The 25,153-nt window shown below is 53.0% G+C and carries 22 protein-coding genes and 1 other annotated feature; of the genes, 12 read left to right on the top strand and 10 right to left on the bottom strand.

Features of this window, described 5'->3' with window-relative positions; all coding sequences use genetic code 11:
* Positions 1-156: 156 nt before the first annotated feature.
* From PGS10_RS20715 to PGS10_RS20705, 3 genes are read right to left on the bottom strand one after another with little or no spacing between them, the layout of a single operon-like run.
* On the bottom strand, positions 157-696 hold the full coding sequence (locus PGS10_RS20715) for a septation protein A (RefSeq protein ID WP_015366196.1): 540 nt from the start codon (positions 694-696) through the stop codon (positions 157-159).
* Between the two features lie 51 nt (positions 697-747).
* Positions 748-1,491: a YciC family protein gene (locus PGS10_RS20710; protein ID WP_047045053.1), complete on the bottom strand. Its 744-nt coding sequence runs from the start codon at positions 1,489-1,491 to the stop codon at positions 748-750.
* Positions 1,492-1,518: 27 nt separating this feature from the next.
* Positions 1,519-1,932: a YkgJ family cysteine cluster protein gene (locus PGS10_RS20705; RefSeq protein WP_045393211.1), complete on the bottom strand. Its 414-nt coding sequence runs from the start codon at positions 1,930-1,932 to the stop codon at positions 1,519-1,521.
* A gap of 269 nt (positions 1,933-2,201) precedes the next feature.
* Between PGS10_RS20705 and ompW the strand changes: the two genes are divergently transcribed.
* Complete coding sequence (gene ompW, locus PGS10_RS20700) at positions 2,202-2,840, top strand: outer membrane protein OmpW (protein ID WP_045374891.1); 639 nt, start codon at positions 2,202-2,204, stop codon at positions 2,838-2,840.
* A 42-nt stretch (positions 2,841-2,882) separates the two neighbouring features.
* Here the strand turns inward: ompW and PGS10_RS20695 are convergent, their stop codons facing one another.
* On the bottom strand, positions 2,883-3,818 hold the full coding sequence (locus tag PGS10_RS20695; protein ID WP_045393208.1) for a LysR family transcriptional regulator: 936 nt from the start codon (positions 3,816-3,818) through the stop codon (positions 2,883-2,885).
* A 138-nt stretch (positions 3,819-3,956) separates the two neighbouring features.
* Here PGS10_RS20695 and PGS10_RS20690 point away from each other — a divergent pair, with 138 nt between their 5' ends.
* Genes PGS10_RS20690 through PGS10_RS20680 form a run of 3 tightly spaced genes read left to right on the top strand, consistent with a single transcriptional unit; the run spans position 3,957 to position 5,754 of the window.
* Positions 3,957-4,220, top strand: coding sequence for a hypothetical protein (locus PGS10_RS20690; protein WP_049060844.1), 264 nt, complete (start codon positions 3,957-3,959; stop codon positions 4,218-4,220).
* A gap of 37 nt (positions 4,221-4,257) precedes the next feature.
* Complete coding sequence (locus PGS10_RS20685; protein ID WP_063414215.1) at positions 4,258-4,608, top strand: DUF3302 domain-containing protein; 351 nt, start codon at positions 4,258-4,260, stop codon at positions 4,606-4,608.
* Between the two features lie 9 nt (positions 4,609-4,617).
* The gene (locus PGS10_RS20680) at positions 4,618-5,754 is read left to right on the top strand and encodes an HlyD family secretion protein (protein ID WP_045393199.1); all 1,137 of its coding nucleotides are present in this window, start codon (positions 4,618-4,620) and stop codon (positions 5,752-5,754) included.
* 174 nt (positions 5,755-5,928) lie between these two features.
* Here PGS10_RS20680 and PGS10_RS20675 read toward each other — a convergent pair whose 3' ends face one another.
* Entirely contained in the window at positions 5,929-6,876 is a 948-nt protein-coding gene (locus PGS10_RS20675; protein WP_045411330.1) for a quinone oxidoreductase family protein, read from the bottom strand.
* Positions 6,877-6,951: 75 nt separating this feature from the next.
* On the opposite strand from PGS10_RS20675, the gene PGS10_RS20670 reads away from it, so the two are divergent.
* The gene (locus tag PGS10_RS20670; RefSeq protein WP_289578393.1) at positions 6,952-7,407 is read left to right on the top strand and encodes a MarR family winged helix-turn-helix transcriptional regulator; all 456 of its coding nucleotides are present in this window, start codon (positions 6,952-6,954) and stop codon (positions 7,405-7,407) included.
* 30 nt (positions 7,408-7,437) lie between these two features.
* Here the strand turns inward: PGS10_RS20670 and trpA are convergent, their stop codons facing one another.
* From trpA to PGS10_RS20645, 5 genes are read right to left on the bottom strand one after another with little or no spacing between them, the layout of a single operon-like run.
* Positions 7,438-8,247, bottom strand: a complete 810-nt coding sequence (gene trpA / locus PGS10_RS20665; protein WP_316423416.1) for a tryptophan synthase subunit alpha — start codon at positions 8,245-8,247, stop codon at positions 7,438-7,440.
* On the bottom strand, positions 8,247-9,440 hold the full coding sequence (trpB, locus tag PGS10_RS20660) for a tryptophan synthase subunit beta (protein ID WP_316423415.1): 1,194 nt from the start codon (positions 9,438-9,440) through the stop codon (positions 8,247-8,249). Before trpB ends, trpA begins: the two co-directional genes overlap by 1 nt.
* A 14-nt stretch (positions 9,441-9,454) precedes the next feature.
* Positions 9,455-10,813, bottom strand: a complete 1,359-nt coding sequence (trpCF, locus tag PGS10_RS20655) for a bifunctional indole-3-glycerol-phosphate synthase TrpC/phosphoribosylanthranilate isomerase TrpF (protein WP_045393187.1) — start codon at positions 10,811-10,813, stop codon at positions 9,455-9,457.
* Between the two features lie 3 nt (positions 10,814-10,816).
* Complete coding sequence (gene trpD / locus PGS10_RS20650) at positions 10,817-12,412, bottom strand: bifunctional anthranilate synthase glutamate amidotransferase component TrpG/anthranilate phosphoribosyltransferase TrpD (protein WP_047045032.1); 1,596 nt, start codon at positions 12,410-12,412, stop codon at positions 10,817-10,819.
* A complete protein-coding gene (locus tag PGS10_RS20645; RefSeq protein ID WP_047045030.1) occupies positions 12,412-13,974 on the bottom strand; it encodes an anthranilate synthase component 1 in 1,563 nt (520 codons plus the stop codon). The genes trpD and PGS10_RS20645 overlap by 1 nt, the downstream gene beginning before the upstream one ends.
* Positions 13,975-14,009: 35 nt before the next feature.
* Positions 14,010-14,105 (bottom strand) — a sequence feature (Trp leader region).
* A 159-nt stretch (positions 14,106-14,264) separates the two neighbouring features.
* On the opposite strand from PGS10_RS20645, the gene rnm reads away from it, so the two are divergent.
* The 7 genes from rnm (at position 14,265) to PGS10_RS20610 (ending at position 25,147) form a co-directional block, all read left to right on the top strand.
* Complete coding sequence (gene rnm, locus PGS10_RS20640; RefSeq protein WP_289578391.1) at positions 14,265-15,146, top strand: RNase RNM; 882 nt, start codon at positions 14,265-14,267, stop codon at positions 15,144-15,146.
* The gene (locus tag PGS10_RS20635; protein ID WP_020078571.1) at positions 15,143-15,763 is read left to right on the top strand and encodes an L-threonylcarbamoyladenylate synthase; all 621 of its coding nucleotides are present in this window, start codon (positions 15,143-15,145) and stop codon (positions 15,761-15,763) included. Before rnm ends, PGS10_RS20635 begins: the two co-directional genes overlap by 4 nt.
* A 149-nt stretch (positions 15,764-15,912) precedes the next feature.
* On the top strand, positions 15,913-17,340 hold the full coding sequence (locus PGS10_RS20630; protein ID WP_289578390.1) for a GGDEF domain-containing protein: 1,428 nt from the start codon (positions 15,913-15,915) through the stop codon (positions 17,338-17,340).
* 141 nt (positions 17,341-17,481) lie between these two features.
* Positions 17,482-19,887, top strand: coding sequence for a bifunctional diguanylate cyclase/phosphodiesterase (locus tag PGS10_RS20625; protein WP_289578869.1), 2,406 nt, complete (start codon positions 17,482-17,484; stop codon positions 19,885-19,887).
* Between the two features lie 27 nt (positions 19,888-19,914).
* Positions 19,915-22,497, top strand: a complete 2,583-nt coding sequence (locus PGS10_RS20620; RefSeq protein WP_316423412.1) for an EAL domain-containing protein — start codon at positions 19,915-19,917, stop codon at positions 22,495-22,497.
* 207 nt (positions 22,498-22,704) lie between these two features.
* Positions 22,705-23,607 carry a 23S rRNA pseudouridine(2605) synthase RluB gene (rluB, locus tag PGS10_RS20615; RefSeq protein ID WP_045393170.1) on the top strand — a complete coding sequence of 301 codons (903 nt, stop codon included), beginning with the start codon at positions 22,705-22,707 and terminating at the stop codon, positions 23,605-23,607.
* 178 nt (positions 23,608-23,785) lie between these two features.
* Positions 23,786-25,147, top strand: coding sequence for an MFS transporter (locus PGS10_RS20610; protein ID WP_045393167.1), 1,362 nt, complete (start codon positions 23,786-23,788; stop codon positions 25,145-25,147).
* Positions 25,148-25,153 lie beyond the last annotated feature (6 nt).

Here is a 25,153-nt window from a genome sequence, read left to right as displayed (position 1 = left end):
CGTGAAGGCGAGCCGTTGGGGAATGGCGTAATAAGAGGTGGCTTACCCACTCTTTCGGAAGTTAAATTTGAACTGAACGGGATAGGAGGTAGAGAAAAGAAATGAAAAGCACAAGGGAGGCGGTACGCGCCGGCTAGCGCGTACCGTTGAGAGGTATTAGTGCTTATCGTCCTGTGGCATGTGGCGGTAGATATAAACGCCGCTCAACAGGGTAAAGACCAGGGTCAATGCCGTTAAACCGAAGACTTTGAAGTTGACCCAGATATTCTGCGGCAGCCAGAACGCGATGTAGATATTAGCCAGCCCGCAGAGAATAAAGAACAGCGCCCAGGCCAGATTCAGCCGCGACCACACCTGCTGCGGCAGCGTCAGCTCTTTACCAAGCATGCGTTGGATCAGCGGCTTTTTCATTACCCACTGGCTGAACAGCAGGGCGCCGGCAAACAGGGCGTAGATGACGGTCACTTTCCACTTAATAAATTCATCGTTGTGGAAGAAGATTGTCAGCCCGCCGAATACGGCGACCAGCACAAAAGTGATCAGCGCCATCTTTTCAACTTTACGATAGCGCACCCAGCTATAAATGAGGACTACCGCGGTGGCGACGATCAGCGCGGTGGTTGCGGCGTAGATATCGTAAATCTTATAAAAAGCGAAGAAGACTACGAGCGGTAAAAAATCGAGAAACTGCTTCATACATCAATTCCGTCGTTCAGGAAGGGCCGGAATGCCCGGCCCTGATTAAAGTTAGTTGCGAATAAGCATATACAAGCGGAACAAATAGATCAGCAACAGCGCAGAGAACAGATTGCTGATGGTATTAATGACCACGGCGGCAACGTTGGGCGACAGCGTTGCAAAGCTTGAAGCAAGCAGCAGCAGCGCCGTTTTTGCCAGCAGCCAGCCGAGTACCGCAGGCGCCACCAGGCGCATATTCGTCCACGCCAGACGCATACTGCCGCGCATTGCGCTAAAGATGCCGATTTTATCCTGCACCAGCATCACCGGCGCGAACGCCAGAACAATCGCCAGCAGCACGCCCGGCACCAGCACCAGCATCATCCCCATCTGTACCACGAAGGTGGTGAACAGAATAAGCAGCAACAGCTTCGGCAGAACCGGCGCCGCCGCGCCGATCGCCCGCAGCGCGCTGACGCGATGCCCGGCGGAGATCAGCTGAATCAGCAACAGTACGCCGCCGACGAGGATGGCATTCCCCACCAGGCCCGAGAAGGTTGAGGCTGCCGACGCGCGCAGCAGGATCTGCTGCTGTTCCGGCGTCATGTTCTGCACCAGCTCAAACAAGCCGGCGCTGCCCACGAGGTTATCGCCCTCGCTGAGAATCGATAACTGCTCGTCGCTGGGCGAAAAGGCATGGCCAATGACTACCGTGATGAACGCGCATAACAACGCAATCAGCAGAATAGTAACGAACTGATTACGAAAAAAATTCCCCGTGTCACGGTAGACGGACTTCGCCGTGATAGACATGCATTCTCCTTGAGTCTTGCAGGTGTTTTAACTAGCCGGGGATTGTACCGCAAAACGTGGTTGGGTAGCAGTCTCTGCCGAGGTCACGGTAGGTATATCTTTGTAAAGAGTTCCCAGCGGCGGCAGGCCATAGCGGGCACGGGCGCGATCGCACGCTTCGTTGAGTTCGCCGCCTTCGCCTGACATGGCAAACTCGCGGCAGGGGGAAGGCCGCTGGTGATAGATGGAGCAGTGTACCGATTCGCCGATTTCACCGCTTAAGGCGGTACAGCGGCTTTGCCGCTGATTGGTACCGCTCATGCAGCGCAGAAAAGGGGTAAGGGGTTCGGTGAGCTGTGTGGGTACCACGCCGCCAGCGTCGTCGGCTTCAGCCCAGTAGAAGGAGACTCGAAAATACGCACAACAGGCACCGCACGTCATGCACGGGTTGATTTCACTCATAATTACACCTGAAAAAAACGCATCAACACAAATTGTCTGCAATTAAATTAGCTATCCGCGCGATCGGCGACAAGAGGGGCAAGCAAAAATTTTTCTCATGGGTAAAAATTGATGTAAAGACAAATCAGAACGTTACTAACTGCTGCAAAAATTAATCTGGATCAATAAATGTTAAATCTAATGGCCTGGTGTGATCTAAAACAGATCAAAGCTAACTCATTGTAGGTATATTTGCAGCCGCTGATAAAAACCATAATGGGGACATGGATATGAAGAAAATAGCAGCGGCGGCATTGATCTTAGGTACGCTTTCTGGTGGTAGCGCCTGGGCGCATGAAGCGGGGGAGTTTTTTATTCGCGCGGGCTCGGCGACGGTTCGCCCGACTGAGGGCTCTGACAACGTGCTGGGTAGTCTCGGCGGTTTTAACGTCAGTAATAACACCCAGTTGGGTTTAACCTTTACCTATATGGCGACCGACAATATCGGTATCGAACTGCTGGCGGCAACGCCGTTCCGCCATAAGGTCGGTACCGGGCCGACCGGCACTATCGCCACCGTACATCAGCTGCCGCCGACGCTGATGGCGCAGTGGTACTTTGGCGATGCGCAAAGTAAAGTGCGCCCGTATATCGGCGCCGGTATTAACTATACGACCTTCTTTAACAATGATTTCAACGATACCGGTAAGGACGCCGGGCTTTCCGACCTGAGTCTGAAAGATTCATGGGGCGCGGCAGGACAGGTTGGCCTGGATTATCTGATTGACCGCAACTGGCTGCTTAACATGTCGGTCTGGTACATGGATATCGACACCGATGTGAAATTTAAAGCTAACGGCGTTGACCAGAAAGTCAGCACCCGTCTGGATCCGTGGGTGTTTATGTTCTCTGCCGGTTATCGCTTCTAATGCTTTAAAAAAACTGGCCGCTTGCGGCCAGTTTTATCCTCTTCAGACCAGCCGATGGGCGTGCAGTTTGGCGCTTTCCATAATGCTATCCATTATCACCTGCACGCGATGCGGCAACACGCCTCGCTGACGATAAATCAACCACGCCTGCATATTCACGCCGCGTTCCCGTGGCAGACAGGGTTGTAACGTACCGGCCTCCAATTCCGCCGCGACGGAGTAAAAAGGGGCATAAACGATGCCCAGACCCTGCTTGGCAAGCTCGATGGCCGGTAAAATGTTATCGCATACGCTGGAACCGTTGACCTCCACCTGAATGCTTTCACCCGCTGCGTTATAGCAATGCCAGCTGTTGCGGATCCCGCCCAACGTACGCAAAGTGATGCAACGATGCTGCGCAAGCTCATCAACATCGTGCAGAGGCGACTGCGTAATATAATCCGCGCAGGCAAACAGCCCCATGCGAAAGCGGGTGAGAGGCCTTGCGATCAGGCTTTCGTCCTGGGGCTGGAAAAAGCTAATCAGCAGATCGCAATCGCTATCGAAAAGCGTCCCGTGTTTCTGTTCGCGCTCGTCGGGATTGCGGGTGAGAAGGTTTACGGTTAATTCCGGCGCTGAGCGCAGCACCGGCGGCAAAAGATATCGGGCAAGGAAAGCCTGAATGCCGATTGGCGCGCCGAGCGTCACCATACCGTTGAGGCTGCGTTTCCAGGTACCGGACATATCAAGCAGGTCATTATGCTTATCCAGCAGAATGTCCGCCCGGCGCAGGAACTGCTCGCCAAACTCGCTCAGGATTAATGCCCGTGGGTGGCGGATAAAGATTTCCAGCCCCAGGCGCCGTTCCAGCGCATTCAGCGCCCGCGACACGTTCGACTGCGGCATATCCAGTAGCTGGGCGGCTTTGCTAACGCTTGCCGTTTCGGCAATCACGCGGACGATGCGGAGTTCGTCTATGCGCAGGTCTTTTTCTTTCACGAGGTCGCTTCTTTTGGTTTTGCTATATCAAAAATGATATACATCTTTGCTGTCATTGTCATATGACTTCTGGTTGGGAGCTGGGTATCATTTGTGTGGATTATTTGTTACAGCCGAAAAATACAGAGAAATAATTCGATGAAAATAACAAGAATGGCTGCGTTATCTGCAATGTTGCTGCTGGCTGCGTGCGCTTCCAGCGTAACCGAAAAAGAAAAATATATTGAATATGACGATATTATCAAGGGACTATCGGTTTCGGGGGAAGAGATATTATACCGGAAAGATAAAAGTACTGATTTTTACCGTTACCAATATTTGGTCTATCAGTCGGAAAATGATTATTCTCGGCACAGCCCCACGATTACAGTGAGTGGCATTGCTAATTATAAAACAGCGTAGTTAGTACGGTTTACCTTTTTTATTACCAGGTGTTATTATGTTCCTTAACTACTTCGCCTTAGGCGTGTTAATTGCCGTGTTTTTGATTTTATTTTACGGCATTATTATTATTCATGATATTCCCTATTTATTAGCCAAAAAACGTCAGCATCCTCATCAGGATGCGATCCATGTGGCCGGCTGGGTGAGCCTGTTTACCCTGCATGCGATTTGGCCGCTGTTATGGATCTGGGCAACGCTGTATCGCCCCGAGCGCGGATGGGGAATGGCGCATAAAGTCGAAGATAACGCCGAAATGCATCAGCGAATCAGGCAACTTGAAAGCGAGCTAAAGCGTCTGCAGGAGCAACAGATAACTGTAACGACAAACTCGTCAAATAACCGCTGAGGCCAGTGTATGGATTTACTCATTATTCTTTGCTATGTGGCGTTGGCCTATGGCGTATTTAAAATTTTCCGTATCCCGGTAAATAAATGGACGGTACCGACGGCGGTCCTTGGTGGGGTGTTTATTGTCGGCGCGCTAATTCTGACTATGAATTATAATCACCCGTACACCGACCGGGCGCAAAAAATAGCTCTGTCGATCCCGATTGTGCCGCAGGTGTCGGGGGCCATCGTAGAAGTTACCGATAAAACGAATGTGTTATTACGCAAAGGCGAGGTACTGTTTCGTCTTGATGATAGCCGCTATCGCGCGCGACTGAATAAACTGGAGGCGGATCTCAGTGCCGCCGAAGCGGATATCAGAACCCGGAAAGCGGCATTAAGTGAATCCGCCGCTAACGTCCAGCGGATGACGGCTGAATATGAACGTGCCCGTCAGGATTATCAACGCTATGCGAAAGGCGCGGCCATGCCGGTTAACCCTTTTTCTGAGCAGGACGTGAATCACGCCGAGCAGCAATATCAGGCGCAATCCGCGGCCCTGCGGGCGGCTAAGGCACAGTATCAACAGGAGTTAGAAAGACTATCTGCGCGTTTCAATGGCGAGGATGCGCAAATCGCCAGCCTGAAATCGCAGATTGCCGAGGCGCGTTATGACCTTGAACAGACGGTATTCCGCGCGCCCAGCGATGGTTATGTCACCCAGGTGCTGGCGCGACCGGGAACCACGGCAGTTCGTCTGCCGTTCAAACCGGTGATGATTTTTATTCCGCAGCAGAAACGCCAGGTGGTGGCGGTATTTCGCCAGAACGCTATCCTGCGCCTGGAGCAGGGGGACGAGGCAGAGGTGGTATTCAATGGTCTACCGGGGCAGGTGTATGCCGGCAAGGTCACAAAAGTATTGCCAACTATTCCCGACGGCAGCTACCAGGCCAGCGGCGCGTTACAGGGTTTAAGCGCCACGCCCGGTCGGGAAGGGGTTTATGTGATGATTGACCTCGCGGCGAGCCGCGATCTCGCCCATCTCCCTGATGGCGTCAGTGCCCAGGCGGCGGTGTATACCGACCATTTTGCCCACGTGTCGGTGATGCGTAAGGTGCTGTTACGGATGACCAGCTGGTTGCATTATCTGTATCTCGACCACTAAAGGCCGAAGTTGAGCGAAAAAAAGCCCGCGATAAACGCGGGCAAAAATACTGGAAGCAATGTGAGCAATGTCGTACCGAATACCTGAGTTGTTCACTCAACTATTCGGTAATGAGAAAGATAATATTTCTCATTTAAGATATCAACCCCAGAGTTTGTGCGGAGGCGAATTTTTTTAATCAAGGGTGAAAACCGTGCGTTTCTGGCTGTTATCACGCGGCCAGGCCGCCGCGACATCGCGGAGCGGCAGCGGCGTGGTGGCGATGGTAAACTGACCGGGAACTGCAGCCTGCAGCATCTCCCCGGTTGCCGCCAGCAGTTGCGGCATGGTCAGGCTGCCGATGCCGCTGCCCATAAGCTGTAGCGGCGCGGCGCGCAGCACGGCGCCATTTAACGCGATATCCGCCCCGGCAAGGGAACCCACCTGCACATAACGCACCGGCTTATCGCCGGGGGTATATTTCGCCAGCATGGGCAGCAGCAACTCTGCGCTGCGTCCCCACAAATAATCCACGATCGCATCAACTTGCCCGGCGCTGGCGGCGGCGAATTGTGCGCTAAGCGTCTGCTCATCGGCGGTTAAATCAATACACTCATCGGCTGCGAGGGCGGCCAGCGCTTGCGCATTGCGCCCGGTGGCAATGATTTTTTTCGCACCGAGGTGGCGGGCAATCTGCACCGCCAGCTGCCCGGCGCTGCCGGTGGCGCCGTTAATCAGTACCGTTTCGCCGGCCTGAAACTGCGCCCGCTTTACAAGCGCAGCCCAGGCAGACATGCCCGGATTGGCCATGGCCGCGGCGCTGATATCGTCAAGTTCATCCGGCAGCGGCAGGCAATTCTGCATTGCGACCGGCGCGCGTTGCGCCATACTGCCGAACGGGGCGCTGGGGAAAGCAAAATAGACGCGCTGGCCGTCAGGGGTCATACCGACGCCATCGATACCGACGACAAACGGCAGAGTGCCGTCAAAACTATAATGATGTCCTGATGCCCGGCCCTTTACCACGTGGCTAATGGCGGCGGCGCGAACGTCGATCAGCGTGTGTCCGACGGCGGGCTGCGGTTCGCTAAAATCGGCCCATACCGGGCCTTCGCTTAGATCAAATACCACGGCGGCTTTCATAACATTATCTCCTGATGATAATTATGTGTAATATGCACATATTCTTCAGGAGCACTATACGCGGTTAACTAATATATGCAAGATGCACATAATAATTACGACATCACCGACTTTCACGGCGCGCTGCTGGATATCATTAGCGTGATGAATCAACCTCTGCGCGATGAGCAGATATTGCAGGCGGCAGGGGTGCAGCTTGAACAGATACTATTTCCGCTACTGGTGGCGGTAGGGCGCTATGGCCCGGTGGGGGTAGTTGAGCTGGCGGATCATTTAGGCCGCGATTACACCACCGTCAGTCGTCAGGTGAAAAAGCTGGAGGCTCAGGGGCTTGCCTGCAAGCAGGCCAATGCCAAAGACCGGCGGATTAGCGAGGTGACGCTCAGCGAAGAGGGGCAGCGGATAATCGACGCTATTGCCGTTGCGCGGCGGCGGTTAATGAATCAGGTGCTGGATGGATGGTCAGAAGACGAGGTGCTGGCGCTGTTTCGCTTAACGCGAAAATACGCCAACAGCCTGCAGCAGAAATAGCCGCCCGGCGTGAGGCCGGGCGGCAAAGGGTCAGGCGGTTTTGGTCGCCGCTTTCAGACTCTGCGCGAAGGTTTTTAGCTCTTCGAGCATTTTTTGCGGTTGTTCAAGATTGCGCTCGATAATCTTAACGATGGCCGAGCCGGATATTGCCCCGGCGGCGCCGGCGTCAATAGCGGCCGAAACCTGCTCCGGCGCCGAGATACCAAAGCCCTGCAGCGGCGGCGCGGCGTTATATTCCGCCAATTTTTCAATCAGATGATGCAGCGGCAGCGCGGCGCGGTTTTCCGCGCCTGTCACGCCAGCGCGCGATAGCAGGTAGGTATAGCCGCGGCCATAGGAGGCAATCTGGCGCAGTAAATCGTCATCGGCATTTGGCGGGCAGATGAAAATCGGCGCAATGTTATGGCGCAGCGCTGCCTGACGGAACGGGGCGGACTCTTCGACCGGCACGTCGGCGACCAGCACGGAATCCACGCCGACACGCGCGCATTCGGCGTAGAACTCATCAATCCCCGGGCTGAACACCAGGTTCGCGTACATCAACAGGCCGATTGGAATGGTCGGATGCTTGTGGCGGATCGCCGCCAGCATCTCGAAGCACTGCGCCGGGGTAACACCGGCGGCAAAAGCGCGCAATGTGGCGCCCTGAATCGTCGGGCCGTCGGCCAGCGGGTCGGAGAAGGGGATCCCCAATTCCAGCGCATCGGCGCCGGCTTCAATCAGCGCATCGATGATTTTCAGCGACTGTTCCGGCCCCGGATCGCCGAGGGTGACGAAGGGAACAAAGGCGCCTTCCTGGCGGTTTTTTAACTGTGCAAATAGCGTCTCGTAACGTTCCATCAGATTTCCCCTCGCGCTTTCAAAATGTCGTGTACGGTGAAGATGTCTTTATCGCCGCGGCCGGACAGGTTAACCACCAGCAGCTGCTCTTTATCCGGATTCTCGCGCATCATCTTCAGCGCGTGCGCCAGAGCGTGCGACGACTCCAGCGCCGGAATGATGCCTTCATGGCGGGAGAGCGCTTTAAAGGCATCCAGAGCTTCGTTGTCGGTAATTGACACATACTCAGCGCGCCCGGTGCTATTAAGGAACGCATGCTGAGGCCCCACTGACGGGAAATCCAGCCCGGCGGAGATAGAATAAGATTCTTCAATCTGCCCGTCGGAGGTTTGCATCATCGGCGACTTCATGCCGAAATAAATGCCGACGCGACCATGCTTCAGCGGCGCGCCGTGCTCGCCGGTTTCGATACCGTGGCCGGCAGGCTCGACGCCAATCAGGCCAACGCCGGATTCATCAATGAAATCAGCGAACATGCCGATGGCGTTAGAACCACCGCCAACGCAGGCGATCACCGCGTCCGGCAGGTGTCCTTCTTTCTCGAGGATCTGCGCTTTGGTTTCTTCGCCGATCATGCGCTGGAATTCACGCACGATAGTCGGGAATGGGTGCGGGCCAGCGGCGGTGCCGAGCATGTAATGCGCCTTCTCGTAGCTGCCGGACCAGTCGCGCAGCGCTTCGTTACAGGCATCTTTCAGGGTGGCGGAACCGCTGTGCACTGGAATGACTTCCGCACCCATCAGGCGCATGCGGAACACGTTCGGCGACTGCCGCTCGACGTCTTTGGCGCCCATATAGATGCGGCATTTCAGACCGAGCAGGGCGCTGGCCAGCGCCGAGGCGACGCCGTGTTGGCCGGCGCCGGTTTCGGCGATAATTTCCGTTTTACCCATACGTTTGGCCAGTAGCGCCTGGCCCAGCACCTGGTTGGTTTTGTGCGCGCCGCCGTGGAGCAGATCTTCACGCTTGAGGTACAGCGTGGTGCGGGTGCCTTCGGTCAGATTGCGGCATTTGGTCAGCGCCGTCGGGCGGCCCGCGTAGTTTTTCAGCAGGTCGGTGAATTCGGCCTGAAACTCAGGATCTTTTTGCGCGCTGACGAAAGCCTCTTCCAGCTGGCGCAGGGCGGGCATCAGGATCTGCGGAACGTACATACCGCCGAATTCGCCGAAATACGGGTTCAGTAAAGTGCTCATTATTGCATTGCTCCTTAATATGCGCGCAGCGTCTGGAAAACGGCAGCCACCAGGCTTGCCTCTTTTATTCCCGGCTGCGACTCTACGCCTGAGTTGAAATCGAGTCCGGCACAGCCGCTTTTCGCGGCTTCTACGCAGTTATCGGCGCTGAGGCCGCCTGCCAGCATCACGTTACGCAGGTCCTGGCCCTGCAGCAGCGACCAGTCGAAGCGTTGACCGCTACCGCCCTGACCGTTGTCAAAGACATATCTGTCCACATGATTGAGGTTACGCGGCGGCAGCGTTTCGCCGACGCTCAGCGCCTTCCAGATTTGGATCTGCTCCGGCAGCGCCGCGCGCAGGGCATCAATCCAGGCCTGGTCTTCGCTCCCATGAAGCTGGACCGCGGCGAGTTTCAAGTTGGTCGCACGGGTGACGACCTCTTCAATGGCTGCATCGCGGAATACGCCAACGTAGCTGAGCGGCGCGGCGGCCATTACCGCCTGTGCCTGCTGGTCGTCAACGGCGCGCGGCGAACTGGCGACGAAAATCAAGCCGCCGTAGATAGCGCCCGCCTCCCAGGCGACTTGCGCATCCTGCGGACGAGTCAGGCCGCAGACCTTGTTCTCACCTAACAGCACGCGCTTCACCGCAGCGCTGAGGTCCGGTTGCTCCATTAGCGCCGAGCCAATCAGGAAGCCGTTGGCGAAGTGGCTCAGTTCGCGGACTTCGCCGTAGGTATGGATTCCGGATTCGCTGATCACGGTGACATCCGGGCCGAGACGCGGCGCCAGTTGACGCGTGCGGTTCAGATCAATCGACATATCGCGCAGATCGCGGTTGTTAATGCCGACGACTTTGGCCTTCAGCGCAATCGCGCGCTCCAGCTCCTCTTCGTTGCTGACCTCGGTCAGAACGCCCATATTGAGGCTGTGGGCGACGGCGGCGAGCTGCCGATATTGGTCATCATCGAGCACCGAGAGCATCAGCAGGCAGGCATCGGCCTGGTAGTAACGCGCGAGGTAAATCTGGTAAGGATCGATGGTGAAGTCTTTACACAGAATCGGCTGCGGCGCGACCTTGCTGACGATCGGCAGAAAATCAAAGCTGCCCTGAAAATATTTCTCATCGCACAGTACTGAAATTGCCGAAGCGTAGTGCTTATAAACCCCGGCGATGGTCGCCGGGTCGAAATCTTCCCGAATCAGTCCCTTCGACGGCGACGCCTTTTTGCACTCAAGAATAAAGGCGGTGCGGGCGCCGGCCAGCGCATCGTAAAAATGGCGCTCGGACGGCACGATATCATTCTGAAAACTGGCTAACGGTTGTTGTTGTTTGCGGGCTTCTACCCAAATCGCTTTGTCGGCAACGATTTTTGCTAAAACGGTCTGCATTATTTACCCTCTTGCCGCTAATGCGGTCACTCTGTCATAGGCCGCTCCGCTGTGCAGCACATCCAGTACCTGCCGGGCGTTGGCTTTCAGGTCTTCATGCCCGTGTAAACGCATCAACATGGCGACGTTGGCGGCGACGGCGGCTTCGTGAGCGGCTTCACCTTTACCTTGTAGCAAGCGCGTGAGAATGTCACGGTTTTCTTCCGGCGTGCCGCCGGCCAGTTGCTCTTGATGATAAGGCGTCAGACCGAAGTCGGCGGCGGTCAGCTGATAGCTCTGAATTTCGCCGTTATTGAGTTCGGCGACCACGGTCGGCGCATGCAACGAGACTTCGTCCATACCGCCGCTGTGTACCACGGCGGCGCGTTGATAGCCGAGTACGCGTAAGGTTTCGGCAATCGGCAACACCAGTTCCGGGCTGTAGACGCCAATCAACGCCAGCGGCGGGTGCGCAGGGTTAATAAGCGGCCCCAATACATTAAACAGGGTGCGCGTTTTCAACTGCTGGCGGACCGGCATCGCATGGCGGAAACCGGTGTGGTATTTCGGCGCGAACAGGAAGCAGACGCCCAGTTCATCCAGCGCGGCGCGCGATTTATCGGCATTCATATCCAGATTAATACCAAACGCGGCCAGCAGGTCGGACGAACCGGATTTACTGGAGACGCTGCGGTTGCCGTGTTTCGCCACCTTTAAACCGCAGGCGGCGGCGACAAAGGCGCTGGCGGTTGAGATATTGATGCTGTTGCTGCCATCGCCGCCGGTGCCGACAATATCGGCAAACTGATAATCCGGACGCGGGAAGGGCGCGGCGTTTTCCAGCAGCGCGGTGGCAGCGCCGGCAATTTCCTGCGGTTGCTCGCCGCGCACTTTCATGCTTACCAGCGCCGCGGCCAGCTGTTCCGGCTTCACTTCGCCGCGCACGACGGCGGAAAACAGCACGTGGCTCTCCTGCTGGCTCAGCGTCTGTGCCTGGTACAATTTTTCCAGAATCGGTTGTACGACATTGGTCTGTTCCAGTTTCTGCAGCGCCCATGCCAGCGTTTGCTCCAGCAGCAGCGCCCCCTGGGTAGTCAGAATCGACTCCGGATGGAACTGGAAGCCGCAGACGCGATCGGCGTCGTGGCGAACCGCCATCACCATACCGTTGAAATTGGCGTTAATGGTGAGCCCGGCCGGAATATTGCTGCCGACCAGTGAATGGTAGCGGGCCACCGGCAGCGGGTTGGCAAGACCAGCGAACATCGCCTGGCCGTCATGCTCAATGCTGGAGGCTTTGCCGTGAAGGATTTCTCCCGCCTGGCCGACATAGCCGCCGTAGGCTTCCACGATGGCCTGGTGGCCGAGGCAGATACCGATAATCGGTAACTTGCCGCGCAGGCGGGTCAGCAGCTCCGGCATGCAGCCGGCTTCGCTTGGGGTTCCCGGCCCCGGAGAGAGCATCAGCACCGGGTTATCCATGGTGCCGATACGTTCAATCAGCGATTGCGCCGGAACGGTATTGCGATAAATAACCACGTTGTGGCCGTTAGCCCGCAGCTGGTCGGCGAGGTTATAGGTAAAGGAGTCGATATTATCGAGCAGCAGGATGTCGGCCATTAGAAAGTCTCCTTCGCGTGATGGGCCTGAGCAATGGCGCGCAGCACGGCGCGAGCTTTATTACGGGTTTCATCCGCCTCGGATTGCGGAACGGAATCGAGCACGATACCGGCGCCCGCCTGCACGGTGGCGATACCATCTTCAACGTAGGCTGAGCGGATCACGATGCAGGTATCGAGGTCGCCATGGGCGGTAAAGTAGCCGACCGCGCCGCCATAACTACCGCGCCGCTTGCCTTCTGCGGCGGCGATTAGCTGCATGGCGCGAACTTTCGGCGCGCCGCTAAGAGTGCCCATATTCATGCAGGCGCGGTAGGCGTGCAGGACGTCCAGGTCGCGGCGCAGTTCACCAACCACGCGGGAAACCAGATGCATCACAAAGGAGTAGCGATCGACTTTAGTCAAATCCGCCACGTAGCGGCTACCCGGCGTACAGATGCGGGCCAGGTCGTTACGGGCCAGGTCGACCAGCATCAGATGTTCGGAAAGCTCTTTGTGGTCGGTACGCATCTCCAGCTCAATACGGCTATCGAGATCGCGATCCAGCGAACCGTCGGCGCGGCGGCCGCGCGGACGGGTGCCGGCAATGGGGTAGATCTCAATCTGGCGGCTGACGGCGTCGTATTTCAGCGAGCTTTCCGGCGAGGCGCCGAACAGGGTGAAATCGTTATCCTGCATAAAGAACATATACGGGCTGGGATTGCTCTTTTTCAGCACATCGTACGAGGCCAGCGGCGACGGGCAGGGGAGGGAGAAACGGCGCGACGGCACGACCTGGAAAATTTCGCCCGCGCGAATGGCGCGCTGCATTTTGCGCACCACGGCGCCGTACTCTTCATCGCTCTGATCGACGTCGCAACGCATCTCGGCGACGGTAGTGACCGGCAGCGGCGCAGGCGGTTCATTTAACTGCTGGCGAAGCTGGGCGATACGTTGCAAAAGACGCTGTTTCTCATTCTCCAGCGGCGTGAACAGGCTCGCCTGAATGCGGGTGTTTTTGGTCTGATGATCGATGACCAGCAGCGTTTCCGCCAGGTAGAAACAGTAATCCGGGCAGGCGGTATCGGCGTCGAGCGGCGGTAAATCCTCGAAACCGGCCACCAGGTCGTAAGCGAACAGGCCGCCGAAGAACATCGCTTCGCGCTCGGCCTGCGGGACGCTGACCAAATCTTGTAGCAGACGAAACGCATCGAACACCGATAACGAACACAGGCGAGCGTCTTCATCCAGCAGGGCGCTAACCGGTGGGAAGGTGAGTACCCGGCTGTTCGGCTGGCGCAGATTCTCAATGCCGGACGGCAATGCGTTATCCAGCAGTTCAAGCAGCGCGGCGCCGTTCGCCGACAGCGCCTGGACAGTGACGGTATTGCCAAGCGCGGTAATGCGCAGGGCGCTATCGACCAGCAGCAGGCTTTTTAAGTCGTCTTTACTATCGATGTCGGCCGATTCCAGCAGCAGGGTTGCCGGGCGCGCGCCGCATAATTGATGGAATAACGCCGTCGGGTTTTCGCGATAGATGGCGTCGCTGGTGAGAAGCTCGAGCGCTGGTTTTGATGTTTGCATTATCATTCTCGCCTGTTCTGTTCATTATTTTGTTCAAAAAAAAGCCCGCTCAGTGGCGGGCCAGGTATCTGTTTGCTGAGTGCAAAACGCGATTACGCCGCCCGATTCCAGGAACGACGCCACCAGCTATGAAGAGTAATAATTTGCGTTTTCATCAGAGATACCCGTTTTGTGAACTTGCGTACTAGTTAACTGGTTCATGAAAATAAAGTCAACCCTTGTTTGCAGATTTTCTTTCTCAGTCGTTATCATAATGCGCTTATTTCAGTTCAGGTCCACCAGGAGCCATCTTGAGCGACACTAATTACGCGGTCATTTATGACCTGCACAGCCATACCGTCGCCTCCGATGGGCGATTGACTCCAGAAGAGTTGGTACACCGCGCGCATGATATGCGGGTGGGTACGCTGGCTATCACCGATCACGATAGCGTGGCGGCCATACCGGCGGCACGTGCCGAAATTGCGCGGGCTGGACTGCCGCTCACGCTTATCACCGGGGTAGAAATTTCCACCCTATGGGAAAATCACGAAATTCATATCGTGGGACTGAATATTGATATCGACCATCCGGCGATGACGCAACTCCTTTGCGAACAGAAAGAGCGGCGCAACCAGCGCGGGCGGATGATTGCCGAACGGTTGGAGAAAGCGCGTATCCCCGGCGCCTGGGAAGGGGCGTTAAAGCTCGCCGATGGCGGCGCGGTCACCCGCGGCCATTTCGCGCGCTTTTTGGTTGAAGCGGGTTTCGCCGGCAATATCGCCGACGTATTCAAAAAATATCTCGCCCGCGGGAAAACCGGATACGTTCCGCCGCAGTGGTGTACAATAAAACAAGCGATTGATGTCATTCATCATTCTGGCGGCAAAGCGGTGATCGCCCATCCAGGGCGCTACGATCTTTCCGCCAAATGGTTGAAACGGCTGTTGGCCCATTTTAGCGAGCAGGGCGGCGACGCGATGGAGGTCGCCCAATGTCAGCAGGCGCCGCATGAGCGCGCGCAGCTGGCGAGCTACGCGAAACAGTTTGGTTTGATGGCGTCGCAGGGTTCAGATTTCCACCAGCCCTGCCCGTGGATTGAACTGGGGCGTAAACTTTGGCTACCCGCTGGCGTGGAAGGGATCTGGCGCAGTTGGGAAGGGGCCGCTGAACAAATTGAGAGGGAAGTATGAGCCAGTTTTTCTATATCCATCCCGATAATCCGCAGGCGCGGTTGATTAATCAGGCGGTGGAAATCGTGCGTAAGGGCGGGGTTATCGTTTATCCAACGGACTCTGGCTATGCCCTGGGTTGCAAAATCGAAGATAAAGGGGCGATGGAGCGGATCTGCCGTATCCGTCAGTTGCCGGATGGCCACAATTTCACCCTGATGTGCCGCGATCTCTCCGAGTTGTCGACCTACGCGTTTGTCGATAACGTGGCGTTTCGTCTAATCAAAAACAACACGCCGGGCAACTACACGTTCATTCTTAAGGGAACGAAAGAGGTGCCGCGACGCCTGTTGCAAGAAAAGCGTAAAACCATTGGTATGCGCGTGCCGGCGAACCCTATCGCCCAGATGCTGCTGGAAACGCTTGGCGAGCCGATGCTTTCGACATCATTAATGCTGCCAGGTAATGAATTCACGGAGTCCGATCCGGAAGAGATTAAAGACCGTCTGGAGAAGGTGGTCGATCTGATTATTCATGGCGGTTATCTCGGCCAGCAGCCGACGACGGTTATCGACCTGACCGAAGACGCTCCGGTGGTGCTGCGTGAAGGCGTCGGTGATATCAAACCCTTCCTGTGATGCTTCTCGCGGGCGGCGTTACACGCGCCGCCCGCGGCTTAAATTTAATTTAAAACACCTTTCATATTGAGTCATTTCTTCCCTGGTATATTATTAGCACGCTTACGATATCACTCATTGATATCGCTTCCAGAAAGAAACTCAACATTATGCATAAGCTGACTATTCAACCCTCTGATGTTATTAAGAGGGAGAAAGTGCTATTCAATTTTTTCATACTTTCAAGCATTACCGTTACTTTATATCTGGTGGGAAAAGCCATACGCCATAGCGATATTGCTTTGTTCTGGCCACTGAATGCGGTCATTGTCGGATTATTTATCAGGCATAAGGCGTTACGTTATAAAAAATACGCCGCAGTTGTTTTAGCCGCAATGCTATTATCAAGCTTTGCTACGGGCGAGCGAGGAGTCTATAGCATTCTGGTGGATTTCTCCGATGTGCTATTTATGTTAATAATGTACTGGCTGATAATCAGAGAAGAGAAGGCAGATGAAGATAATTTAAAAATAACCATCTTTCGAATTTACAGCTATTGTTTTATCTCCGCGTTATTATGTTCAGCCCTGGGGAGTTATATTTATTCCTGCGGTATTCACGCTGAATTCTGGCAAATCTATCCTGTTTGGTTTAGCGAGGAGTTTACCACTAGTGTGCTCATTCTACCTTTTACGCTGTTGTGTCAGAAAAAAGAGTTTTTTAGCGCATTGAATTTGCGGCGGTTAGTACCGGTTGGCATGTTAATGGCCTCGCTGCTGGTCTCTATTCTCAGCGGAGTGACGGGAAGTATGGGAACGCTGGCGATGATTCTTCCGGCGTTAATTTGGTGCGCGCTAAACTATTCATTATCAACAACCTGCTTGCTGACTTTGTGCTCCGGTATGGTGGAAATGATGCTGATCGACCGGCACGCTATTGAATCGAACATGACGTCGTTTCTGCCTATGATTATCTCCACGCGCCTTGGCATCGCATCTATTGCCATTAGTCCGGTTATCGTCGCGGTCAGCGTGGAGGCGGTCAACAAGATGGTGAAACAGCTATCGCGACAGGTTCGCTACGATTACCTGACCCGGGTTCATTCTCGTTTTGGTCTTTATGAACATCTGCGTGAACTGGAAGTAACGGACAATGAGACGTCGCTAAACGTGCTGGTGCTTGATATTGACCATTTTAAAAAAATTAACGACACCTGGGGCCATGATTGTGGCGATAATGTTTTGATGACTTTCGCCCGGCGGGTCAAAAACACTGTAGCCGATCGAGGGGTGATTGCCCGACTGGGCGGTGAAGAGTTTGCCGTGGTGATGACGGGCAAACCGGGTGAAGATGGCTATCGTTTAGCTGAAGATATTCGTCAGGCGATTGAAGAGATGAATATTGCCTGGAAAAGTGCGAATTTATCGCTAACCGTCAGTATTGGTCTTAGCTACGGGCAGGTGATGCGCTGGAATATTGTTGACAGCTTTGATCGGTTATTATCTGAGGCAGATAGCTATCTTTATCAGTCTAAAAAAACGGGGCGCAATCGTATCAGCGCCTCTCCTCTAATAAATAATATTGTTACCGGCTCATAGTCGAGATTAAAGCTGGTGGAACTCAATAATAATGACCTTTTACTTGTGATTGAATACAGTTAATTTATGCTCAAACTGAACCCAAATACTTATCCCATCACCCTGGTAAAAAGCGTGCTGGTTGTTTCACTGCTGGCGTTAATGCTGATTATTGTCAGCCTGACCGGCCTGTTTAACTATCAGTCGCGTCAGGTCAGTACCGCCATTGATAAAAAAATCATCGGAACTCAGTATGCGTTGATTCAGCATAAACTTGAAGATGCCGTTGACCGCCCGCGACAAATAACGAATCTATTTTTACAATATATACAGGGGGAAGGTAACAACATCGATAAGGATGCTTTGGTTCCTGAAATGGTGTATTTGACCGCGAGCGCGTTTAAAACCATGCCTGCCTTTCAAAGCCTGTCGTGGTTTGCAGAAAATGGCGCCTGTATTGCTGTCATTCGCGACAATCACAGTAATCAAATTTATTTGCAGCGAACCCAGCGCGATAATCATCACTCCCTGGTAAAATACAGCGGTTTAAGCCCGCAGACCAATATTGTCAAAGTTAATAACGCCTTTAATGTCGCTGATTTTCCGCAGTTTCGCCGCGCACGCCAGCAAACGAGCGGTTTCTGGCAACGCTCCCTCTCTACCGGCAGCATCATCATGAGCTGGAACCAGCCGGTGTACGACAAGCAAGGTCGCTTTGTCGGGGCGATCGCCAGTGGCGCCACACCCGCAGATATGACCGCTTATTTACAGAGTCTCCTGCCGGACAAAAGCTATGCTCTCCTGCTTATTGATGACAACAATCGTATTGTCGCGCGTACCGGTAGCCAACAGATCTGGCAGCAGGATCGCCAACTGATAGAAAAACTGACTTCCGCGCCACCGTCGCCAACGTCATTTTCCTTACGTGCTGGGGAGAAGACTTTGCTGGCGACCGCCTTTAGCGTGCAGGACAGCCAACATCTGTTGAACTGGAAGGCGGTTCTTATCGCCCCGCAGCATGCGGAAATGGCTGAAATGAATAAGCAGCGTCTACTTTTGATCTTCACCACGACGCTGTTTATTTTTATTTTGATGTTGGTTCTACTGATGATTATTTCGCATTTTACCGGCGCCTTAAAGGATGTTGCAGATAAAGTGCGTCTCGGATTGATGCCGTGGAAGAAACAAACTAAACGAGTATTTCCGGAAATAGCGTCACTGGATACGGCCTTGAGCAATCTTTGTTCAATTATTCCTGATACGTTTGAATTGAAACGCCGGAAACTGGAAGAGGATAGCGAAACCGGCTTTTTAACCCGTAGTGGTCTACTGAATTGTGAATCTCTTTACTATCACCGCAATATGTTGGCGATGATTCACGTCAACAATTACAACTCGGTAAAGCATGTACTTGGTACCGCCCAGGCGCGGCAGTTTATTCATCAGTTTGCTTTACGCATTCGCAAAATGTTGCCTGCAGGGGCGCTATGTTGCCGCGACCGCGAAGACTTGTTCATCATTGCTTTTGACGGCATTTATGCCGAAAAAGATGTCGCCTGGTATAGTGCGCTAATTGCTTCCGTTTTTCGTATGTCTACTTCTGATATGCCGGGTGAATCGCATATATTTACAGGCCATATTGGCATGTTGATTGAGTCGCTCACGCCAGAGAATATCAGCGAATGTCTGATGAATGTTAGCCTGGCTTTACAGCATGCTCAAATGCAGCGTAGCGGCATGAGTAAACTTTTCACCGTCGCTATGCGTGAAGAGGAAGTCAATAATCTGCGTCTGCATCAGGCGTTATGCGATGATCTCCGTTCAGAAGGTTTTCATTTGGTTATGCAGCCGATCGTCGCATTTGAATCGCAGCGCCCTTGTAAAGAAGGTGAATGCCTGGTTCGCTGGCAATCCAATGTGCTTGGCTTCGTGCCGCCCGATAAATTCATTTCCCTCGCCGAGAACACCGGCATGATTGTGCCGTTAGGGAAATGGATAATTGAAACCGCCTGTCGTGAACTTGCCGCGTTTATCGCGCGCGGCGCGCCACGGGATTTTAAACTTCACGTCAATATCTCGCCAATTCAGCTTCAGCAACCTGATTTTGCTCAGCATCTGCTGGAATCAATTCACGCTTGCGATTTGATGAACAGTAATATTTGCCTTGAAATCACCGAAAGCGTCTTGCTACAAGACACGTGGCGAATTGTCGAGATACTGGCTTATTTACGCCGCCTTGGCGTTTGCGTCGCGATTGATGATTTTGGCTCCGGTTACTCCAGCCTTTCATATCTGCATTCACTGCCGTTTGATTGTTTGAAGATCGACCGTGGGTTTGTCAGCAATGTGCTTGACGACAAAAAAAATGAAGCGGTTATCGCCTCGGTGTTAATGCTGGCTCGAAGCTTTTCCGTGCCTCTGGTGGCCGAAGGCGTTGAAACGTGCGAAATGGCGGAAAAACTGCAGGAGATGGGCTGTGATTTGGCGCAGGGGTATTATTATTCCCGGCCGAAAACGTTTGATAGCTTTGAATTTACTAATGGTTTATTTGTTGTTGACCCCGAATGATGTGCCCGACAAACGGCGATAATAACGATGCAGATATTAAAAAAACAGCTTTCGGTCAACAGCTACCCGTTCACCTTAACGCAGGCCATCATATTTACCTTAGTTACGACAATTATCGTCGTGCTGCTGACGACATATGCTTTTCTCTACTACGAGGGTTATGCTTTTTTTGATGAGGTGAGTGCTGATATTCTGCGCGCGAAAAGAGTCAATATCGAGGAAGTTATCCACGATTATATTGATGTTCCCGTACAAGCGAATGCGATACTGGTCCATGCCATTGGGCGCCAATCCAGTGCGGCGATCCCGGTTCGCAGTTTGATTGGGGAAATGGTCAATACCACCAATAACGTATTCAGCAACAAACATTATCTCAATCTGGTTGAATTTGGCGCGATGAATGGCGATTTCCTTCAGGCGGCACATGGTAAAGTCGCGTCGAATGATTATCTTGCGGTAAAAGATGCGCGAACAGCTCATCATCTGACGGTGTATAGTCATCTCACTGTGAATTCATTGGTAAAAGCGGTGCTACCGGATTATCAAATAACGCAGCGCGAATGGTATGCGGCGGTTGCTAAAGACCAGTGTTCTCACTGGACAAAACCTTTTCGCGATTATGAGTATGATAATGAAATTGGCGTCGCGTTTAGCTCGCCGGCATTCAATCGCACAGGGCAGTTTGTTGGCGTCGTCGCCAGCGAATTGCACCTCAACGAACTAAATAAAAGCCTGGAAAAATTTAAACCCCATCCTGAAAGTATCCTGCTGATTGTTAATGAAAAAGATGAACTAATCTCTTCATCCGTTCCCTCATTAACGCGGAGTATGTTGGCGGGTGGAAAACACTCGCAACTGAATTTGCAAACGCTGGAAAATACTCCTTTACCGGTTATTGTAGCCGCTAGTCGTACCTTAAAAGCGCATGACCACACGGGATTACAGTTTTTCAGTTCCGGCAATGAAGAATATTATGTTGATGCTTTTCCTGTTACCGACCGTGACGGCATACTGCACTGGACGGGGATTGTAATTAGTCCGGCGAGAATGATTACGCGCACCATAGTCAAATATATAGCCATTACCATGGGCGTGCTGTTTATCATTTTTGCTTTTGGCCTGTTGGTGGTTTTCTGCGGCCTGGCGAGGGTAGTCAAACCATTGCGGGATATTGTCCGTAAAGCGGATCAGCTTGCGACGCACCGCTGGACGCCGCCAGATAATAAGCGTCATTTCCCGGAAATCGCCTCTCTGGAAACCACTTTTATGGCGCTGTCACATAAACTGGCGGAAAGCTTCGACGTCCAGCGGCGCGAAATAGAAGAGGACAAAACCACCGGCTTATTCACGCGGACAGGGCTACTGCGGCAGACATCGCTATATCAGCGAAGAAACTTACTTGCGCTATTGCATATCAGTAACATGAACGCGATTATCAATTCATTAAGTACCGAATATGGTGAGAGATTTATTAGCGATTTTATTGTTCGTCTGCGTAATTTACTGCCGACGAATACGCTAATCGCTCGTGATAAAGTGGATCAGCTTATCGTGGTTTTTCCGGGGCATCACCAGCCAAAGGAGCGGCAGCAATATAGTGAACTACTTTCCTCACTATTTATCGATGTCGAATACGACTCCCATCTTGCGGCAAGCAAATATGTTTACACCGGAAATATTGGTGTGGTTACGGCTGATATTAGCGTTGAGAATATTGAGCAAACGTTGCGTGAGGCGTGGATTGCCCTACGTCATGCGCAGAAACAGGGGAATGGCGTCGCGACGTTTTTCAGCGGTGAGATGCATGAGGCCGAGCTTTATAATATCCAACTTCATGAGCATCTTCATGATGCCATCCAGCATCATGAATTTCGTCTGGTACTGCAGCCAATTGTGGATTTGCAGGATCAAACCATTTTTCGTGAAGGAGAGTGTCTGCTTCGCTGGCCGTCCGCAGTGGGTGGGGAGATCTCGCCTGAGCGTTTCATCCCACTGGCGGAAGAGAGTGGGATGATTATTCCACTGGGGCGGTGGATTATCGAGGAGGCTTGTCGGGAACTCGCCGGGATGATAAATCGCGGGGCGTCACCGCATTTCCTCCTGCACATAAATGTATCGGCGATTCAACTTCTGCAACAGGATTTTGCCTGGCATTTAATGGATGCTATCTATCGTAATGGCCTGGTCACGGGCAATATTTGCCTTGAGATAACCGAACGGCTATTGATGAATGATGCTACGCGAATGAGCAGAATGATTGCTTATTTACGCCGCCATGGTATTGCCGTAGCGCTGGATGATTTTGGCGTCAATTTATCCAGCCTGTCTTATTTACACTCGCTGTCATTTGATAGCATCAAAATTGACCGCCGGCTGATTTGCCAATTTGCCGATGAGGATAAAGCAGAATCGATGATTGCATCGTTGATTGTGCTGGCTCAGGGTTTTAAGGTGCCCGTTGTTGTTGAGGGTATTGAAGATGAGGCGATAAAAAACCAGTTACGCGACCTCGGCTGCCAGAAAGCGCAAGGTTATCTATTTGCTCATCCGGCGCCATTTGCCCACTTTCCCATCCAGGCAAGTTCGCTGACGGCGGATGATGAGCAATAGACGGAGAAATGTATCGCAGTGAAGCATTCATTTTGAAGTTAGTGTAGTATGTTCGCCCACGCAGGCGCGCGCGCTGTTTTACAGCGCTGACGAATGGCGCCTTAAATTGTGTAAAGTGTTTATATAACAACAGGTTGGTGTTTTTAATGACCTGTTGTCGCCAAAGCATATCAGACGCCTGGGAAGGCGACACCTAAAGGAAGCTCTATGAGCGAGAAATTACAGAAAGTGCTGGCTCGTGCTGGCCATGGCTCCCGCCGTGAAATTGAAACTATCATCGAAGCTGGCCGCGTCAGCGTGGATGGTAAGGTCGCAACCCTCGGCGATCGCGTAGAAATCGTACCTGGTTTGAAAATTCGTATCGACGGTCATCTTATTTCGGTAAAAGAATCTGCCGAGCAGATTTGCCGGGTATTGGCCTATTACAAACCAGAAGGCGAACTCTGCACCCGTAACGACCCGGAAGGGCGCCCGACGGTATTTGACCGTCTGCCAAAACTGCGCGGCGCGCGCTGGATCGCGGTAGGTCGCCTTGATGTGAACACCTGCGGCCTGCTGCTGTTTACCACCGATGGTGAACTGGCGAACCGTTTGATGCACCCAAGCCGCGAAGTCGAGCGTGAGTACGCCGTTCGCGTTTTCGGCCAGGTTGATGAAGACAAACTGCGCCAGCTGGCGCGTGGGGTACAGTTAGAAGATGGCCCTGCAGCATTTAAAACGATTAAGTTCACCGGCGGTGAAGGGATCAACCAATGGTATAACGTCACTCTGACCGAAGGCCGCAACCGCGAAGTGCGTCGCCTGTGGGAAGCGGTCGGCGTTCAGGTTAGCCGTCTTATCCGCGTACGCTACGGCGATATTCTGCTGCCGAAAGGCCTGCCGCGCGGCGGCTGGACGGAACTGGATTTGGCTCAGACCAACTATCTGCGTGAACTGGTGGAGCTGCCAGCGGAAACCGAAAGCAAAGTGGCGGTGGAGAAAGATCGCCGTCGCATGAAAGCGAATCAGATTCGCCGTGCCGTCAAGCGTCATAGCCAGACCAGCGGCAATCCGCGTCAGGGTAATAACGGTAACCGCCGTTCCAGCACCCGCAACAAGACTAACGGCTAATGCTGTCCGTTCCGGCGGTCTCCCGCCGGAACGCTCCTCCTTTATCCCTTCGCTTGTGACATTTTTCACACTTTTGCATAAAGACAAGAAACAGGAATTACGCAGACAAATAACGCAAAGTGATGTTATTAGCGTCGCCATATACTGTCGGCACTGATTACAAAACAGGTAGCCCGCAATGAGTACAACAACAAAGTTATCGGCAAGCTATGTGGTCATCGGCGTAAAAGAAAAGATAGGCTATGGCTTAGGTGATTTCGCCTCTAATTTATCGTTCGGTTTTGTCTCTTTATTCCTACTGTTTTTTTATACGAATATTTATGGCATCAGCGCGGTACAAGCGAGCCTGATCTTTGTGATTGCCCGGGTGATTGACGCAATATTTAATATCCTGATTGGCTTTGCAATTGATAAGACGCAGAGTAAATATGGCAAACTGCGTCCCTGGCTATTATATGGTGCGATACCGTTAGGTTTTTTAACCGTGCTGTGTTTTGTGCCGTTTGGCGGGGAGGCTAAATTTTATTTCGCGCTTGCTTCTTATACTATTTATTGTCTGGCCTATACGGCGGTTAACACGCCTTATTCGGCATTGACCAACCGCCTGACGCAGCATGAAGCCTCGCGCTCGTCGCTGTCGGTATACCGCTTTGTGTTGGCGATTGTCGGCTATCTGATTGTTTCCACGACCGCCGACTGGCTGATTTCGCCTTTTAACGATAAACAAATGGGCTATGTCTTTGCCGTTTCCTGTTTTGCGCTGTTAGCGACTTTTATGTTTCTTGCCTGTTTTGCCATGACCACGGAGCGAGTTGGCGAAGAGGATAAAATGAATGCGCCGACGCTTCGTGAAATGTTCCGTGCGGTATTAGGTAATGCGCCACTAATTCATCTGTCATTATTTACCGTATTTTTCTATATCGCTTATACCGTATGGATGGCGATCGCCATTTACTTTATTAAATACATCATCGGCAGCGAAGGTTTCACCGCTACTTTCTTCATGGTTCAGTCAGGTGCTTATATCATTGGTACCATTGTTTCCGAGAAAGTGATTGCGCTAATGGGGAAAAAGAAAATGGCGCTACTGGCATTGTTAATTGGCGTGCTGGGAGTGCTGATGCAATATTTTATCGCCGGTAATAATCTGTGGCTGATAATGATTGGCGTGTGCCTTTACAGCATTACGCTAGGCATGGGCTTTGTCGCCATGTGGTCGATGATTGCCGACACCGTCGAATATGCTGAATGGCATCACGGCGTACGCTCTGAAGGCGCAATCTACGGTTTCTTTAACTTCATCACCAAAATTGCGATGGCGATTGGCGGCGGTTGCGCGGGCTGGATGCTGGATCTCTATCACTATGATGCGGGTAATGTGACCAGCGATGCAATTAATGGCATCAATATTCTGATGACGCTTTTCCCCGGCGCGATGTTCGCCATCAGCGCCATCTTCGTGGCCTGCTATTCGTTGGATGAAAAAACCTATCGCGATATTGTGCAAAAAATCAGCCTGCGTAAGCAAAACGCGCTTTAACCTCAA

Source organism: Klebsiella sp. 141153 (genome assembly GCF_032601995.1).
GTDB classification, from domain to species: Bacteria; Pseudomonadota; Gammaproteobacteria; order Enterobacterales; family Enterobacteriaceae; genus Klebsiella; species Klebsiella aerogenes.
The sequence above is the reverse complement of the archived record's forward strand: the minus strand, read 5'-3'. Positions and strand labels throughout refer to the sequence as shown.